The sequence below is a fragment of the Streptomyces sp. NPDC007872 genome (assembly GCF_042868165.1).
In the GTDB taxonomy this organism is placed as follows: domain Bacteria; phylum Actinomycetota; class Actinomycetes; order Streptomycetales; family Streptomycetaceae; genus Streptomyces.
In genome coordinates, this window is sequence record NZ_JBIAEA010000001.1 from 297,741 (window position 1) to 313,379 (window position 15,639).

The 15,639-nt window shown below is 75.3% G+C and carries 10 protein-coding genes; 5 read left to right on the plus strand and 5 right to left on the minus strand.

Annotated features, from left to right (window positions below):
• Nucleotides 1-39: 39 nt before the first annotated feature.
• A complete protein-coding gene (locus ACFYNX_RS01295) occupies nucleotides 40-3,405 on the minus strand; it encodes a BTAD domain-containing putative transcriptional regulator (RefSeq protein WP_388656334.1) in 3,366 nt (1,121 codons plus the stop codon).
• Between the two features lie 152 nt (nucleotides 3,406-3,557).
• On the opposite strand from ACFYNX_RS01295, the gene ACFYNX_RS01300 reads away from it, so the two are divergent.
• Complete coding sequence (locus tag ACFYNX_RS01300; RefSeq protein ID WP_388656336.1) at nucleotides 3,558-5,642, plus strand: SpoIIE family protein phosphatase; 2,085 nt, start codon at nucleotides 3,558-3,560, stop codon at nucleotides 5,640-5,642.
• Between the two features lie 30 nt (nucleotides 5,643-5,672).
• Here ACFYNX_RS01300 and ACFYNX_RS01305 read toward each other — a convergent pair whose 3' ends face one another.
• Both ACFYNX_RS01305 and ACFYNX_RS01310 read right to left on the minus strand, forming a co-directional pair.
• Entirely contained in the window at nucleotides 5,673-7,070 is a 1,398-nt protein-coding gene (locus tag ACFYNX_RS01305) for an NADP-dependent succinic semialdehyde dehydrogenase (protein ID WP_388656339.1), read from the minus strand.
• 123 nt (nucleotides 7,071-7,193) lie between these two features.
• On the minus strand, nucleotides 7,194-7,847 hold the full coding sequence (locus tag ACFYNX_RS01310) for a ThuA domain-containing protein (RefSeq protein WP_388656342.1): 654 nt from the start codon (nucleotides 7,845-7,847) through the stop codon (nucleotides 7,194-7,196).
• A gap of 222 nt (nucleotides 7,848-8,069) precedes the next feature.
• On the opposite strand from ACFYNX_RS01310, the gene ACFYNX_RS01315 reads away from it, so the two are divergent.
• On the plus strand, nucleotides 8,070-8,876 hold the full coding sequence (locus ACFYNX_RS01315; protein WP_388656345.1) for a class II aldolase/adducin family protein: 807 nt from the start codon (nucleotides 8,070-8,072) through the stop codon (nucleotides 8,874-8,876).
• Here ACFYNX_RS01315 and ACFYNX_RS01320 read toward each other — a convergent pair.
• Entirely contained in the window at nucleotides 8,840-9,505 is a 666-nt protein-coding gene (locus ACFYNX_RS01320; protein ID WP_388656348.1) for a TetR/AcrR family transcriptional regulator, read from the minus strand. The genes ACFYNX_RS01315 and ACFYNX_RS01320 overlap by 37 nt on opposite strands.
• Before the next feature lie 104 nt (nucleotides 9,506-9,609).
• Between ACFYNX_RS01320 and ACFYNX_RS01325 the strand changes: the two genes are divergently transcribed.
• Genes ACFYNX_RS01325 through ACFYNX_RS01335 form a run of 3 tightly spaced genes read left to right on the plus strand, consistent with a single transcriptional unit; the run spans nucleotide 9,610 to nucleotide 14,211 of the window.
• Nucleotides 9,610-12,345, plus strand: coding sequence for an FHA domain-containing protein (locus tag ACFYNX_RS01325; RefSeq protein ID WP_388656351.1), 2,736 nt, complete (start codon nucleotides 9,610-9,612; stop codon nucleotides 12,343-12,345).
• Nucleotides 12,346-12,349: 4 nt separating this feature from the next.
• Nucleotides 12,350-13,219 (plus strand): hypothetical protein, encoded by an 870-nt coding sequence (locus tag ACFYNX_RS01330; protein ID WP_388656354.1) that lies wholly within the window; start codon nucleotides 12,350-12,352, stop codon nucleotides 13,217-13,219.
• Nucleotides 13,219-14,211 carry a serine/threonine-protein kinase gene (locus tag ACFYNX_RS01335; protein WP_125667818.1) on the plus strand — a complete coding sequence of 331 codons (993 nt, stop codon included), beginning with the start codon at nucleotides 13,219-13,221 and terminating at the stop codon, nucleotides 14,209-14,211. Before ACFYNX_RS01330 ends, ACFYNX_RS01335 begins: the two co-directional genes overlap by 1 nt.
• Nucleotides 14,212-14,223: 12 nt before the next feature.
• Here the strand turns inward: ACFYNX_RS01335 and ACFYNX_RS01340 are convergent, their stop codons facing one another.
• A complete protein-coding gene (locus ACFYNX_RS01340) occupies nucleotides 14,224-15,597 on the minus strand; it encodes a streptophobe family protein (protein WP_388656357.1) in 1,374 nt (457 codons plus the stop codon).
• Between the last annotated feature and the right edge of the window lie 42 nt (nucleotides 15,598-15,639).

The following is a 15,639-nucleotide window of genomic DNA, read 5'->3' on the forward strand; positions in this document are numbered from 1 at the left end:
TCAGGCACCCGGAGCCGCATCCGGCGGTACGGGCGACGCTCAGGCGCCCGGTGCCGTCCAGGGCCGTCGTACGAGGTCGGCGGCGGCCCGGAGGGACAGGGCGGCCCCCTCCTCGTAGTGACGGGCGTACGCCTCCGGGGCGAGGGCCGCGCGCAGGACCTCCTCCGCGCGGGTGCGGATCAGGGCCTCCGTCCCGGGGGTGAAGGGCCGGAAGCCGCCGGTGCCGGCCCCGGCGTGGGCGTCGTACGCGCCGAGGAACCGCGCCCCGGCCTCGGCGTCGCCCGGCCCGCCCCGCCCGCCCCGGGCCCACGCCGCGGTGCCGAACTGGGCGACGACGAGGTACGGGGCGACCAGGTGGGCCAGGGTCTCCACGTCCACGACGGCGCGGGCGAGGCGTTCGACGGCCCGGTCGTACGCGCCGTCCACGCAGTCGAGCCACGCCCACGTCCCGCCGGCCAGGCCCCAGAAGAGCGCCGGGGTGACCTCCCCGAACTCGCCCTCCAGAAGGGTGAGCTGGGTGCGGGCGAGGCCGGTGCGCCCGGTGTGGGCGTAGTGCTGGACGAGCAGCATCCGGGCGGCCCCGGCGGCTTCGGCGCCCCACTCCCCCGCCGCGCCGGCGGCCTCGATCAGGAGCCGTTCGGCCTCCGGGTCGCCCTCCGGCCGGAGCCGGAGCCGCACGGCGGCCAGGCGCGCGGTGAAGACCGGCACCTGGGAGCGCGCGCCGACGCGGGCGGCGGCGGCCGTGGCCCGTTCGAAGTCGGCGGCGGCCTCGGCGAGCCTGCCGTCCAGTTCGTAGGCCTCGCCCCGGGCGGCGAGGGACTCCGCGGTCCCCCAGGAGTCCCCGGCGGCCTCGAAGAGGGCGAGCGCCCCGTCGGCGTCGGCGCCGCGCCCGGCGAGCTTGGCGCGCATGAGGAGGGCGAAGCCCAGGTCCCAGCCGGGTGCCCGGTCGCGGCAGGCGTCGACGATCTCCGTGAGGGTCTCGTCGAGGGTGGTGAGTTCCCCGGTCATCAGCCGGGCGAAGTGCCACATGGTGCCCGGCTGCCGGCAGGTCTGCGGCAGGCCGGGGCGGTACGCGGCGACGAGGGCGGAGAGGCGGGCGCGGGTCTCGGGGCGTTCGAGGGCGGTGGCGCCCGCGCCGCCCTCGGTGGCGAGCGCGTACAGCCGGCCGCCGCGCCGGGCCTCCCACAGGCGTTCGCCGGTCCACGGCGGCGGCACGTCCGCGCACCGCCCGTCGAGCGGCTCCGCGCGCCGGACGGGCTCCCGGAACGGGTCGGGTCCGAGGCGCCCGGCCTCGACGGCCCAGGTCCGGGCGTCGACGTGGTGGTTGCGCAACTGCCAGAACCAGCCGAGGCAGTGGACGAGGCAGAGCACCTCCTGCTCGTCGCCGAGCGCCACGGCGGTCCGCAGGGCGCCCCGCAGGTTGTCGTGCTCGGTCTCGAAGCGGGCGATGGCGGCGACCTGCCCCGGCCCCCGCAGCTCCGGATCCGTACGCCGGGCCAGCTCCCGGTAGTACGTCAGGTGCCGCCGCTCCACCCCCGCCCGCTCCCCCGCCTCCACCAGCCGCTCCCCCGCGTACTCCGCCACCGTCTCCAGCAGCCGGTAACGCATCCCCGCCCCACCCGGCGACGCCACCACCAACGACTTGTCCACCAACGCACCCAGCACATCCAGCACGTCCCCGGCCTCCACACCCCCGCACACCACCTCCGCCGCCCCCAGATCACACCCACCCGTGAACACCGCAAGCCGCCGCAACACCACCCGCTCCGCACCCTCCAGCAGATCCCACGACCAGTCCACCACCGCCCGCAACGTCTGCTGCCGCGGCAACACCGTCCGCGCCCCCGCCGTCAACAACCGGAAACGATCATCAAGACGCTCCGCGATCTGCCGCACCGACAACACCCGCAACCGCGCCGCCGCCAACTCGATCGCCAACGGCAACCCGTCCAGACGACGACACACCTCCTCCGCCGCCTCCCGGTCCTCCCCCACCACGAACCCCGGCCGCGCCGCCGCCCCCCGCTCCCCCAACAACCGCAACGCCATCCCCACCGGCAACGGACCCAACAGCCGCACCACCTCCCCCGGCACCCCCAACGGCTCCCGACTCGTCGCGAGCACGGTCACTCCGGGGCAGCGCGTCAGGAGCGCCTGCGCGAGTGCGGCCGCCGTGTCGACCACGTGCTCGCAGTTGTCCAGGAGCAGGAGCATCCGGCGTCCGGCGCAGTGCTCGACGAGGTCGGCGAAACGGTCCTTCGGGGCGGTGTCCGGGACGTTCGGGCGCTGCCAGAGCTGTGTCTCGCGGGCCCCGAGCGCGCTGAGGACGGCGGCGCCGACCGTCGATCCGTCGCGTACGGAGGCGAGTTCGGCGAGGTGGACGGGTCCGTCGTACGTCCCGGCGGCCTCCAGGGCGAGCCGTGTCTTGCCGACGCCGCCGGGCCCGGTGAGAGTGACGAGCCGTCGGTCGCCCCAGGAGGCGACGAGGTCCCCGAGTTCGGCGTCGCGGCCCACGAAGGAGTTCAGGCGGGCGGGCAGGGCGGCCGTCCGGTGCCCGGTGATGACGGGCCGGATGGCCGTCCGGCACTCGGTGGTGGCGGTCCGGACGGCCGTCCGGTGCCCGTCGGCGGCGGGCCTGTCGTCCGTCAGGAGTTCGGCGTGCAGGGCGCGCAGTGCGGGCCCGGGATCCGTGCCGAGCCGGTCCGCGAGGGCCGTGCGCACCTCCTCGTACGCCACCAGGGCCTCGGCGGGCCGCCCGGCCGCCCGCAGGGCGCGGATCCGCAGGGCCTGGAGCGGTTCGTCGAGGGGCTGTCCGGCGGCGAGGGCGGCGAGCGGCGCGAGGACCTCGTCGGCCCGCCCCAGGGCCAGGTCGGCGGCGAACCGGTCGCGGCGCGCCCGCGCGTGCCGCTGTTCGACCCGTACGACCAGGGGGTCCGCGTCCCGGCCCGGGAGGTCGGCGAGGGCGGGGCCGTACCAGAGCCCGAGGGCCTCGTCGAGCAGGGCGGCGGCCCGCCCGGCGTCCCCGGCGGCCAGGGCGGCGGCCCCGTCGGCCGCGAGCCGTTCGAAGCGGTACAGGTCGACGTCGTCGCGGGCGGCGGCGAGGCGGTAGCCGCCGGGCTCCGAGGCGACGGCCTCCCGGCCCAGGGCCCGGCGCAGCCGGCCGACGAGGGCCTGGAGCGCGGCCGTGCGGCCCCGGCCGTCGGCCGGGCCGGCGTCGGTGTCGGTGTCGGTGTCGGTGTCGGCCCAGACCTGCTCGATCAGCGCGCCCGGGTCCACCGCCCGTCCGCCGGCCGCCGCGAGGGCGACGAGCAGGGCCCGGAGCCTGCCGCCGCTCAGGACGGCCTCCGTCCCGTCATCGGTACGGAGGGCCCGGCACGGACCGAGGACGCGGTAGGACGGCTGCACCGGCCCATTCTGCCCCGCCGGTCACCCGGGCCGCGCCCGTCCCCCCGCGGGGCCCGCCCGTCCCCGGTCCGTCCCCTCCCTTCTCGGCGAACTCGCGCCACGCCGTGTCACCGCCATGGCGTCGCCGGGGTGCGGGTTCGACAATGGGGGGGATGACCGATGACGACCCGCGTACGCGCAGTGGCGAGATCGGGCCCGCCGAGTGGCTCGCCATGAACCGGACCGGCAGCTTCGACTGGGATCTCGACACGGGCAGCATCGATGCCGACGAGTCCGGGCTGCTGGTCTTCGGCGTGGCCCCGGACGCCTTCGACGGGCGCCCCGAGTCGCTCGTCGCGCGCCTGGCCCCCGAGGAGCGGGTCAAGCTCCGGGGCGTCGTGCGCGAGGCCGTCAAGAGCGGCGCGGCCTCGTACACCGCGCACTTCCCCATCCCGCAGGACGACGGACCACCCCACTGGACGCACGTGCAGGCGCGGATCCTGCGTTCGCCGGACGGGCGGGCCCGGCGGATCGTCGGCGTCGTGCGGGACACGACCGCCGAGGTGATGCACTTCGCCTTCGTCCGGGACCTGGAGAAGCGGCGCGAGGTCCAGACGAACATCGTCGAGCGGACGACGAACGCGCTGTCGCGCGCGGTGACCGTGGACGACGTGACGGCGGCCCTGACCGGTCCGGGCGGGCTCGCGCGGCTCGGCGCGGACGGCCTCGCGCTCGGGCTGGTGGAGAACGGCTCGCTGAACATCATCGCGCTGAGCGGCGAGTCCCTCGACGTGCTCGACGGCCTGCGCGACCGGCGGCTCGACCGGCGGCTGCCGCTGGCCGAGGCGGTGCTGAGCGGCCGGCCCCGGTTCGCGTCGTCCTTCCCGTCGCTGGGGCGGGACTTCCCCGAGCTGGCCCCCTACCTGCCCCGGCTCGACTTCCGGGCCGCCTGCTACCTGCCGCTGGTGGCGCAGGCGCGCTCGCTGGGCGGGATGGCCCTGTTCTACCGGGGCCGCACCTCGTTCAACCCCGACGAGCGGAACCTGGCCCTGGGGCTCGCGGCGATCGTCGCCCAGTCGCTCCAGCGGGCGATGCTCTTCGACGAGGAGCGGGAGCTCGCGACCGGGCTCCAGGCGGCGATGCTGCCGCGCCGGATCCCGGAGATCACCGGCGGGGAGATCGCCGTCCGCTACCACGCGGCGTGGAGCGGACGGCAGGTCGGCGGCGACTGGTACGACGTGATCCCGCTGCCGCGCAGCCGGGTCGGGATCGTCGTGGGCGACGTCCAGGGCCACGACACGCACGCGGCCGCCATCATGGGCCAGTTGCGGATCGCGCTGCGAGCGTACGCGGGTGAGGGGCACGCCCCTTCGACGGTGCTGGCCCGTGCTTCCCGCTTCCTCGCCGAGCTGGACACGAACCGCTTCGCGACCTGCACGTACGCACAGGTGGACCTGGCGAGCGGCACCCTGCGCGCGGTGCGGGCCGGGCACCTGGACCCGCTGATCCGGCACAACGACGGCCGGGTGGGGCAGCCCAAGCTGCGGGGCGGGCTCCCGCTGGGCCTGGCGACCGTGTTCGGGGACGAGGAGTTCCCGGAGACGCGGCTCGACCTGGTGCCCGGTGAGACGCTCGTGCTCTGCACGGACGGGCTCGTCGAGCAGCCCGACTCGGACATCTCGTCCGGTCTGGCCGCGCTCGCCGGGGCGATCGCCAGTGGTCCGCCGCAGGCCGAGGCGCTCGCCGACCACCTCTCCGACCGCTTGTGGGAGCGGTGGGGTTCGGGCGACGACGTGGCCCTGCTGGTGTTGCGGCGCAGCCCGGATCCGGGCACGCCCAAGGCGCCGCGCATCCACCAGTACATCCACCAGGCCGATCCGCAGGGCCTGTCGGACGCGCGGGCGGCGGTGGGGCAGGCGCTGCGCGACTGGGGCATGCGGGAACTGGCCGACGACGCCGAGCTGTTGACGGGCGAGCTGCTCGTCAACGTGCTGCTGCACACGGAGGGGGGCGCGGTGCTGACCCTGGAGGTGCTGCCCGAGCCGGTGCGGCGGGTGCGCCTGTCGGTGCAGGACCGGTCGAGCGCCTGGCCCCGGCGCCGCACCCCGGGCGAGGCGGCCACGTCGGGGCGCGGGCTGCTCCTGCTGGACGCGCTGGCCTCCCGGTGGGGGGTCGAGCCGCGCGGCGAGGGCAAGGCGGTGTGGTGCGAGATCGGCCCGGCGCAGGTGCCGGCCGACACCGCTCCCGGCGACGGGTGAGCCCTCGCCGGGAGGAGGGCCCGGGAGGGGTCAGGCGCGCTGCCAGACCGTGGTCGCGTTGCAGAACTCGCGGATGCCGTGGCCGGCGAGCTCGCGCCCGTACCCGGAGCGCTTGACCCCGCCGAAGGGGAGCGCGGGGTGGGAGGCGGTCATGCCGTTGACGAAGACGCCGCCGGCCTCCAGGTCGCGGACGAAGAAGGCGACCTCCTCCTGGGAGCGGGTCCAGACGTTGGAACTGAGGCCGAACGGCGAGTCGTTGGCGACGGCCACGGCCTCCTCGACGTCCCCGACCGGGTAGACGGTGGCGACGGGGCCGAAGGCCTCCTCGCGGTGGATCCGCATCTCGGGGGTGATGCCGGTGAGGACGGTGGGCCGGTAGTACCAGCCGTTCCGCAGCTCCTCCGCCTCGGGCCGGTGTCCGCCGCAGAGGGCGGTGGCGCCCCGCTCCACGGCGTCGTCGACGAGCTCCTCCAGGTCGGAGCGGCCCTGCTCGGTGGCGAGGGGGCCGACGTCGGTGGACTCGTCGAGGGGGTCGCCGACGGTGAGGGCGTTCATGGCGGCGGTGAACCGCTCGGAGAAGTCGTCGTACACGTTCCGGTGGACGATGAACCGCTTGGCGGCGATGCACGACTGCCCGTTGTTCTGCACGCGGGCGGTGACGGCGGTCTTCACGGCCGCGACGACGTCGGCGGAGGGCATCACGATGTACGGGTCGCTGCCGCCGAGCTCCAGGACGGTCTTCTTGATCTCGTCGCCCGCGACGGAGGCGACGGCCCGGCCGGCCGGTTCGCTGCCGGTGAGGGTGGCGGCCACCACGCGGGGGTCGCGCAGGACGCCCTCGACCTCGCGGGAGCCGATGAGGAGGGTCTGGAAGCAGCCCTCGGGGAATCCGGCGCGGCGGAAGAGGTCACCCAGGTAGAGCGCGGTCTGCGGCACGTTGGAGGCGTGCTTGAGCAGGCCCGTGTTCCCCGCCATGAGGGCGGGCGCGGCAAAGCGGACCACCTGCCAGAGCGGGAAGTTCCACGGCATGACGGCGAGGACGGGGCCGAGGGGCCGGTAGTGGACGCGGGCCGTGTCCGCGCCGGAGTCCTGGACGTCGCTCTCCGCCGGGTGCTCGTCGGCGAGGAGTTCCTCGGCGTGGCGCGCGTACCAGCGCATGGCCTTGGCGCACTTGGCGGCCTCCGCGCGGGCGGCGGCGATCGGCTTGCCCATCTCGATCGTCATGGTGCGCGCGATGTCCTCGGTGTCCTCGTCGAGGAGGCTCGCGGCGGCGCGCAGGAGGCGGGCGCGTTCGGCGAAGGAGGTGGTGCGGTACTGGCGGAACGTCTCGTGCGCGGCGGCGACGCGGCGCTCGACCTCCTCGGGCCCGTGGGCCTCGTAGGTGCGCAGCGTCTCGCCGGTGGCGGGGTTCACGGTGGCGATGCCCATGGCCTCTGTCTCCTCCTGCGTCGGCCCCCGTCCGACACCAACCTCCCGTGAAGAGCGGCGCGGCGCAACAGGGGCGGGACGGCGGGGTGACCCGGGCGGGCGGCGGGCGGGCGGCCCGGCCGTTCAGGCGGTCAGCCAGGTCAGGGCGCCGGCGAGGTGGGACCGGAAGAGCGGGTCGCGGTACGCCTCCGGGGCGTGCCCGAGGGCGGTGAAGAGGACGCGCCCCCGGTCCACCGCGCGGCACCAGACGAGCGGGTGGTCGTCGCCGTGGGTGCCGCCTCGGTACGAGGTCTCGTCGGCCCGGGCCAGGACCCGCACCCCCCGGGGGGCGGAGGTGAAGTTGTACCACTCGTCCGTCCGTTCCCAGCGGGCCGGGAGCGGGGCGGTCGCCGGGTGGTCCCCGGCGTCCACGAGGACGGTGCCGGGCTGGACCTCGGGGTGGCCGTCGAACCGGGTGCCGAGCAGGTCCCCGTAGAAGGGCCAGTCGGGCTCGGCGTTGGCGGCCGCGTGTACGGCGAGGAGGGCGCCGCCGCTCCGCAGATAGGCCTCGAAGGCGGTGCGCCCCTCGGGCGTCAGGACGTTCCCCGTCGTGGAGAGCAGGACGACGACGGCGCACCGGGCGAGCCGTTCGGGCGTGAAGGCGGCCGGGTCCTCGGTGGTCTCGGCCGTCCGCCCCAGCTCCCCCGCCAGCTCCGTGAGCGCGGCGGCGCCGTCGGGGATGGACTCGTGGCGGTACCCGGCGGTGCGGGTGTAGATCAGGACGTCTGCGGTGGGCACGTGGCGGGCTCCAGGGGTGGGAGGGGTGGAGCGGGAGGGCCGGGTCGGGAGAGTTGGGGAAAGCGCTTTCCCCCTGCGGCTCGACCGTAGCCACCGGGAGGCTGGGCCCGCAAGACGCGTTCTGAATCCATTGTCGTACCGGATGCATCTCTGTATCTTTTGGCGCGCCGTTCCGGGCCGTTTCCGTCCGCCCCCAGCCCCCGTCTCCCCGGAGGAGCCGCCATGAGCACCGTGCCGCCCGCGCTCGCCGCCGCCGCCGGGCCGCTGCCCGACGGGGCCGTCCTGCCGCTGCCGCCCGCCTTCGAGAGCGTCGAGGAGGAGCGGCGGTACCGCAAGGAGCAACTGGCCGCCGGGTTCCGGATCTTCGGGCGGTTCGGCTTCTCCGAGGGGGTCGCCGGGCACATCACCGTCCGCGACCCCGGCGACCCGAACGCCTTCTGGGTCAACCCGTTCGGGATGAGCTTCACCCAGATCAAGGCCTCCGACCTGATCCTGGTCGACCACGAGGGGGTCGTCCTCGAAGGGCGCCGCCCCGTGAACCGGGCCGCCTTCGTCATCCACTCGCGGGTCCACGCCGCCCGGCCCGACGCGATCGCCGCCGCGCACTCGCACTCCCTGTACGGCAAGGCCTTCTCCAGCCTGGGCGTCCCGCTCGACCCGATCACCCAGGACGCCTGCGCGTTCTTCGAGGACCACGGGATCTACGACGACTACCGGGGCGTGGTGAACGAGACCGAGGAGGGCGAGCGGGTCGCCAAGGCCCTCGGCGCGTACAAGGCGGTGATCCTCAAGAACCACGGGCTCCTCACGGTCGGGCACTCCGTCGCCGAGGCCGTCTGGTGGTTCGTCACCATGGAGCGCTCCTGCCAGGCCCAGCTCCTCGCGATGGCCGCGGGCACCCCTCAGTCCATCGACCGGGAGACCGCGCTGCTCACGCGCGGGCAGATCGGCGGGCACCTGGCCGGCTGGTTCCAGGCGCGCCCGCTGTGGGATCAGGTCACCGCGTCCGACCCGGACCTCTTCGACTGACCCCCGGATGCGGACGGTTCCGGCAGTTCGCGCGTCGAGGCCTCCAGGAACGCGGGGAGGAACTGGCGCTCCAGACTGCCCGGCGGCAGCGCGTCCGGCTCCACGTAGCTCTGCGCCAGGCCGCCCTCGCGCAGGGCGATGAGCAGGCGCGCGAACCGGTCGGCGTCCACGGTCAGTTCGCGTCCGGCCCGGCGCAGGACGAGCGCGAGGCCGCGGGCGATCTCCGCCCGCAGCCGCTCGTCGTGGCGCGCGAGCACCCAGGCGGCCTGCGGGTCCCGGATGGCGTGCAGGGTGAACTCGGTGGTCACCAGGTACCAGTCCCGCTCGTCCGGCTCCACCCGGGAGGCCAGCTCCGCGAGCCGGGCCAGGGTGTACTCCTCGGCCGTCAGCGCGTCGATCGACGCGGCGAGCCGCCGCACCGTCCGGTCGCTGTGCTCGTCGAAGAGGGCGAGGAAGAGCTCCTCCTTGCTCGCGAAGTTCGAGTAGTACGCGCCCCGCGTGTACCCGGCGCGCTCGCAGATCTGCTCGATCGTCGTCGCGTGGAAGCCGTGCTCGGCGAAGGTCTCCAGGGCGGCCCTCAGGAGCGCCGCGCGGGTGCGGGGCCGCCGCTTGGTGACGCCTTTCGGCACGGGGGTTCCTCCAGTTCGTCCGGGCCGCTTCCCGCGGCGGACGCCCACCCTACCGGCGCCTCCCGGCCGGGCGGGGATCAGCTCCGGCGGATAAAATTCCCTACATGGGACAGCGGCCAGCCGCGCCTGCGGCGCCCGACCTGGTCCTCGAGATCGACGGGGACGCGACGCTCATGGATCCGAGCCGCGTCTACCGCATCGGACGGGACCCCGCCAGCGACATCGTCCTCTCGGACGCCCGGGCGTCCTGGCACCACGCGGTGCTCAGCGCCTCCGCCGGCCGGTGGACCCTGACCGACGAGGACAGTACGAACGGCACCTTCACGGACGGCCGGAAGGTGGCCCGTTCGCGGGAGGTCGGCGCCGGCACCGTCGTGCGGTTCGGACACCCGGAGGACGGCCCGCGCGCCGTCCTCTCGCCCGGCGCCCGCGCCCGCCCGGCACAGCCGCCGCCCCCGCCCGGACCGGCCGCACCGGAACCCGAGCCCGAGCACGTACGGGGGCGGGAGGCGGGCCCGGAGGCCGTACGGGAGCGGGAGCCGGTCGCCGGGGCCGTACGGGAGCGGGAGGCCGTCCCGGAGCCGGAACCGGGGCGCGGGCCCGAAGGCCACGTCGTACCGGAAGAGCGTGCCGTACCGGAAGAGCGCGGACCGGAAGAGCGTCTGCGGGAGGAACCCGTACGGGAGCCGGAGCCCGTCCCCGAGCCCGCACGGGAGCCGAGGCCCGCGCCCGAGAGGGCGCCCGCGCCGGAGCCCGCACCCGGTCCCGTACCGGAACAGGAGCCCTTCCCCGGGCCCGCGCCGGGGCGGGAGGTCGGTCCTCCCCGGCCGCCCTCCGTCTCGCACCCCGCCGCCACCGGCACCTTCCGGCAGCCGACGTCCGTCCGGCCGCTGCCCGCCCACGGCATCCGCATCGGCCGCGCCCCCGACAACGACGTGGTCATCCCCGACCTCGTCGTCTCCCGGCACCACGCCGAACTGCGCGCCCACCCCGACGGCACCTACTGGATCCACGACCTGGACAGCCACAACGGCACCTTCCTCAACGGACGGCCCGTCACCGACGCCCGGGTGACGCCGGAGGACATCGTCGGCATCGGCCGGTGCGCGTTCTGCCTGATCGGCGGGCAGCTCGTCGAGTTCACCGACACCGGCGAGGTCTCCCTCGACGTGCGGTCGCTCGCCGTCACCGTCGACCACGGGCACAAGGCCCTCCTCGACGAGGTGTCGTTCCCGGTGGGCGAGAAGTGCCTGCTCGCGGTCGTCGGGCCGTCCGGCGCCGGGAAGTCCACGCTCCTGAACGCCCTGACCGGCCAGCGCCCCGCCGACCGGGGCACGGTGCTCTACGACGGCCGCGACCTGTACCGGGACTACGCCGAGCTGCGCCAGCGCATCGGGCTCGTCCCGCAGGACGACATCCTGCACCTCCAGCTCACCGTCCGCCGGGCCCTCGGATACGCCGCCGAGCTGCGGTTCCCCGAGGACACCGAACGGGCGGAACGGCAGGCCCGGGTGGACGAGGTGATCCGGGAGCTCGGCCTCGTGGAGCGCGCGGACCAGCCGATCCACAGTCTCTCCGGCGGCCAGCGCAAGCGGGTGAGCGTGGCCCTTGAGCTGCTCACCAAGCCGTCCCTCCTCTTCCTCGACGAGCCCACCTCCGGCCTCGACCCCGGCATGGACCGGTCCGTGATGCACATGCTGCGCGGGCTCGCCGACGACGGGCGCACGGTCGTCGTGGTGACGCACAGCGTGCTCAGCCTGGACGTCTGCGACCGGCTGCTCGTGCTCGCGCCAGGCGGCCGGGTCGCCTACTACGGCCCGCCCTCCGAGGCCCTCGGGTTCTTCGGCTTCACGGAGTGGCCGGAGGCGTTCGAGGCGTTCGAGAGGGAACGGGAGCGCGACTGGGCCGGCGGCTACCGCGCGTCCCGCTTCCAGCGCCGGTACATCACCGACGCCACGGCGGGCCCGGGCCTGCCCCCGGGCGGGAGCGCCCCCGCGGACGAGGTGCCGGCCCCGCCGCCCAAGGCGCAGAGCTGGGGCTCCCAGGTGCGGACCCTGGTGCGCCGCTACGCGGCGGCGCTCTCCGCCGACCGCACCTTCATCGTCATCATGGTGGCGCTGCCGTTCGTGATGGGGGCGATGGCCCGCGCCCTGTCGGAGGGCCGTCTCAACCCCGAGTCGTCGCTGAACGTCCTGCTCATCCTCTGCGTGGGCGGGGTCCTCACGGGCGCGGCCAACGCCGTGCGCGAACTCGTCAAGGAACGCACGATCTACCGGCGCGAGAGAGCCGTCGGCCTGTCCCGCTCGGCGTACCTCACCTCCAAGGTGGTGGTCCTCGGCCTGATCACGGTCGTGCAGGCGGTCGTCCTGACCCTGGTGGCCCTGATCGGGGTGCCGCTGAACGTGCCCGGCGGCAAGGGGGTCCTGATGCCCCCGCTGGTGGAAATCACCCTCGCCGTCGCGCTGCTCTCCTTCACGGCGATGATGCTCGGCCTGTTCGTCTCCGCCCTCGTCCGCAAGGAGGAGGTGACCATGCCGCTGCTCGTCCTCCTCGCCATCGTGCAGGTGGTCTTCTGCGGGGCCCTCCTGACCGTGCGGGGCACGCCCGTCCTGGAGCAGTTGGCCTGGCTCGTCCCCTCGCGGTGGGCGTTCGCGGCGATGGGCGCGACGATCGACATCGGGAAGGTGGCGCCGAGCGACAAGACCACCGATCCGCTGATGCGGCACACGGCGGAGGCCTGGCTGTTCGACATGGGCATGATGGTGGTGCTCTGTCTGGTCCTCGGCCTGGTCGTGGCCCGGCTGCTGCGCCGCCACGAGCCGGTCGTCATGCGGAGGTAGGCCCGTGAGCGTCCCCGTGTCCGAGTACGTGCCGGACTTCCGGCCCACGCACGTCGTGCCGCGCGACGGCCTGCCCGCCTGGGAGGCGCCCGATCCGGGGCTGCCCACGGCGCCCCTGGACGCCTTCCTGCCGGTGAGGCTGGAGGAGCGGAGCGGGGACTGGGGGCGGATCCGGTGCTCCAACGGCTGGACGGCGTGGGTCGACGCGCGGCTGCTCGTCAGCGTCCCCGAGGATCCGCCGGCGGCGGGCCGGCCCCTCACCAGGACCGCCGACCCCCGCCCGCTGATCGCCCGCGCCGAGGACGCCCTCGGCCGCTACCGGCGGGCCGCCGAGGAGCTGGGCGCGGGCCGCCTCGACGGCGAGGCCTTCAAGCTGCGGACCCGCGGCCTGCGGGTGGGCATGGTCGTCGACGGCGAGTCGGTGTGGCTGTACGACGCGGAGCACGAGCGCTGGGTGTACGGCGACGGCGCGGGCCTCAGTACGTACGCGGCGGGGGCCGCGCCCTCGGTGACCGCTTCCCCGCCCGTCGTCCGGGGAGCTCCGGGCGGTGAGCCCGCGGAGAGGCCGGCGGACGACGGGCACGAGCCCACCCGGGTGGTGCCCGCCGGGCACGATCCGACGCGGGTGGCGGAGCGACCACCGACCCAGGTGGTGGAACGGCCCCCGACCCAGGTGGTGGAACAGCCTCCGACACAGGTCGTGGAACAGCCGCCCGAAGCCGTGGACCCGCCGCCTCCGACCCAGGTCGTGGGGCAACCGCCCGAAGCGGCGGACCCACCACCCACGACCCGGGTCGTGGGGCAACCGCCCGAAGCCGTGGAGCCACCACCTCCGACGCGCGTCGTGCGGCGGCCTCCGACGGGTGAGGGCTGATGGCCGGCGGGGCGCACGCCGACCCGGGTCTTCCGGCGGGCCGGCCGTCGGGGCTCGTCGGCAAGGAGGTCGCCGGCTACCGCCTGGAGGGCGAGATCGGGCGCGGCGGCATGGCGGTGGTGTACCGGGCGCGGGACCTGCGGCTCGACCGCACGGTGGCGCTGAAGCTGCTGGCGCCCGAGCTGGCCCGCAACGACACCTTCCGCAAGCGCTTCGCGCACGAGTCGCGGGTCGCCGCCTCGATCGACCACCCGCACATCGTGCCGGTCTTCGAGGCGGGCGAGACGGAGGGCGTGCTCTACATCGCCATGCGGTACGTCGCGGGACAGGACCTGGTGGCCCTGCTGCACCGCGAGGGGCCGCTGCCGCCGGCGAAGGCCGGCCGGATCGCCGTGCAGGTGGCCTCGGCCCTGGACGCGGCGCACGCGCACGACCTGGTGCACCGGGACGTGAAGCCCGGCAACATCCTGGTGGCCGAGGGGACCGACCGCGACCATCCGGAGCACGTGTACCTGACCGACTTCGGCCTGACCAAGAAGTCCCTGTCCCTGACGGGCTTCACGACGGTGGGCGAGTTCGTGGGCACCCTGGACTACGTGGCGCCCGAGCAGATCTCGGGGAAGCCGGTCGACGGCCGGTGCGACGTGTACGGCCTGGCGTGCGTGGTGTTCGAGACGCTGGTGGGCGCGCCGCCGTTCCGCCGGGACACCGACTGGGCGGTGCTGTGGGCGCAGCAGTACGATCCGCCGCCGCCCGTCTCCGAGGCGCGGCCGGAGCTCCCGGGGGCGGCGGACGCGGTCTTCGCGAAGGCGCTGGCGAAGACGCCGGAGGAGCGGTACGGGACCTGCCTGGAGTTCGTCACCCAGTTGCGCGCCGCCCTGGCGTCGGGCGCCCCGGGAGAGGCGGGCCCGGCTGTGGCCGGGGCGCCCCGCCCGCTCGGCCCGCCGCCCGCCCCGCCCGCGTGGGCGCGGCCGGTGTTCCGGGAGCTGTAGACCGCCGGGAGGTTACGGGGCGGGCGGCGGCCCCGGCGGACCGGCGCCGTCCTCGCGGTGGACCGGCGGCTCCACCTCGCCCTTCCGGTGGACCCGGGAGGCCAGGAGGCCGCCGAGGAGGCCGAGGACCAGACCCCAGAGGAGCGCGAGGCCGACGATCGCCCAGACGTGCGGACGCAGCAGCACCTGCCCGCCGAGCGAGTCGAGTGCGCCGATGCCGAGGACCGAGAGGCCGAAGCGGGCCTCGACGAGGGTGACCGGGGCGGCGACCAGCATGGCGAGCGCGAAGGCGACGCCCAGGCGCAGGGAGTGCTGCCAGGGCCGGGTCCGGGCCGGAGAGCGCACGGCGGCGGCGAAGGCGGCGGCGAGGACCAGGACGGCGGCGACGGGGAGCAGCCACCAGGCCCGTCCGTCCTGCGCGGCGAGCGAGGACAGGTCGATGGTCGAGAGCTTCGAGGCGTCACCGCTCCCGTCGCGCAGGACGGCGTCGAGGACCTGCGGCACGGGCAGCCCGAAGGGGCCTTCCGCCCTGCCCTCCCAGGAGCCGCCGATGCCCACGCCGAGGGCGATCCAGGTGATGTTGGGCAGGCCGAGGAGGAGGACCGCGAAGGTGTCGGCGGGGTGGCCCCTGGTCGCCGCGACGACGAGGCCGGCGACCAGGCCCACGAGCACGTACGCGAGGAGCAGGAGGAGCATCGCGCGGGCGGCGGGCCGGACGGGTTCCTGGTAGCGGACGAGCCGGGACGGCAGGGGGGTCCTGCGGGAGACGAGGAGGGCGACGAGGAGCACGCCGAGGATCCACAGGAGGCCGTGGAGGAGCGTGGGTCCGAGGGCGGTGCGGAAGCCGACGGTCGGGTTCACGGAGTCGAGGAGGTCGCCGAAGAGGTCCGTGAGCGGGTCCTCGGTCTCCCGGCCGCCGAGGGTGATCCGGAAGTCGTGGCGGGCGAGGGCGGAGATCCCCGCGAGGGCGATCAGCCAGAGGACGACGACGGCCGCGGCGCGGAGCAGGAGTTCGCGGGCGCCGGTCACCGCGTGGTGGCGCAGGGGGCGCAGGAAGCAGTAGCCGGTGACCAGTGCGCCCACCAGGGTGACGGTGAGGGGCATGGCGGTCAATTGGGCCTGGGTCCCGGCGAGGGCTCCGGCGTCGCCGGAGAGTTCGACCTCGCCGCCCGAGGCCATGACGACGACGGCGGCGAGGACGGCGGGGAAGCCGCCGGGCAGGTCGGCGGCGCCCGCGGCCCAGAGGCCGAGTGCGGCGACGACGCCCATCGAGAGGTACCCGGCGACCACGGCCACCAGGGCCTGGAGGGCGATCCGGGCGAAGGACCCGGTCGGGGTCGCGGCGGGCCGCGTGGAGGTGGGGGGCCTGCTGCTCACGGTGACCACGCTAGTACCGGGTACGGGCACGCGCTTGCGGACGGAGCGCCC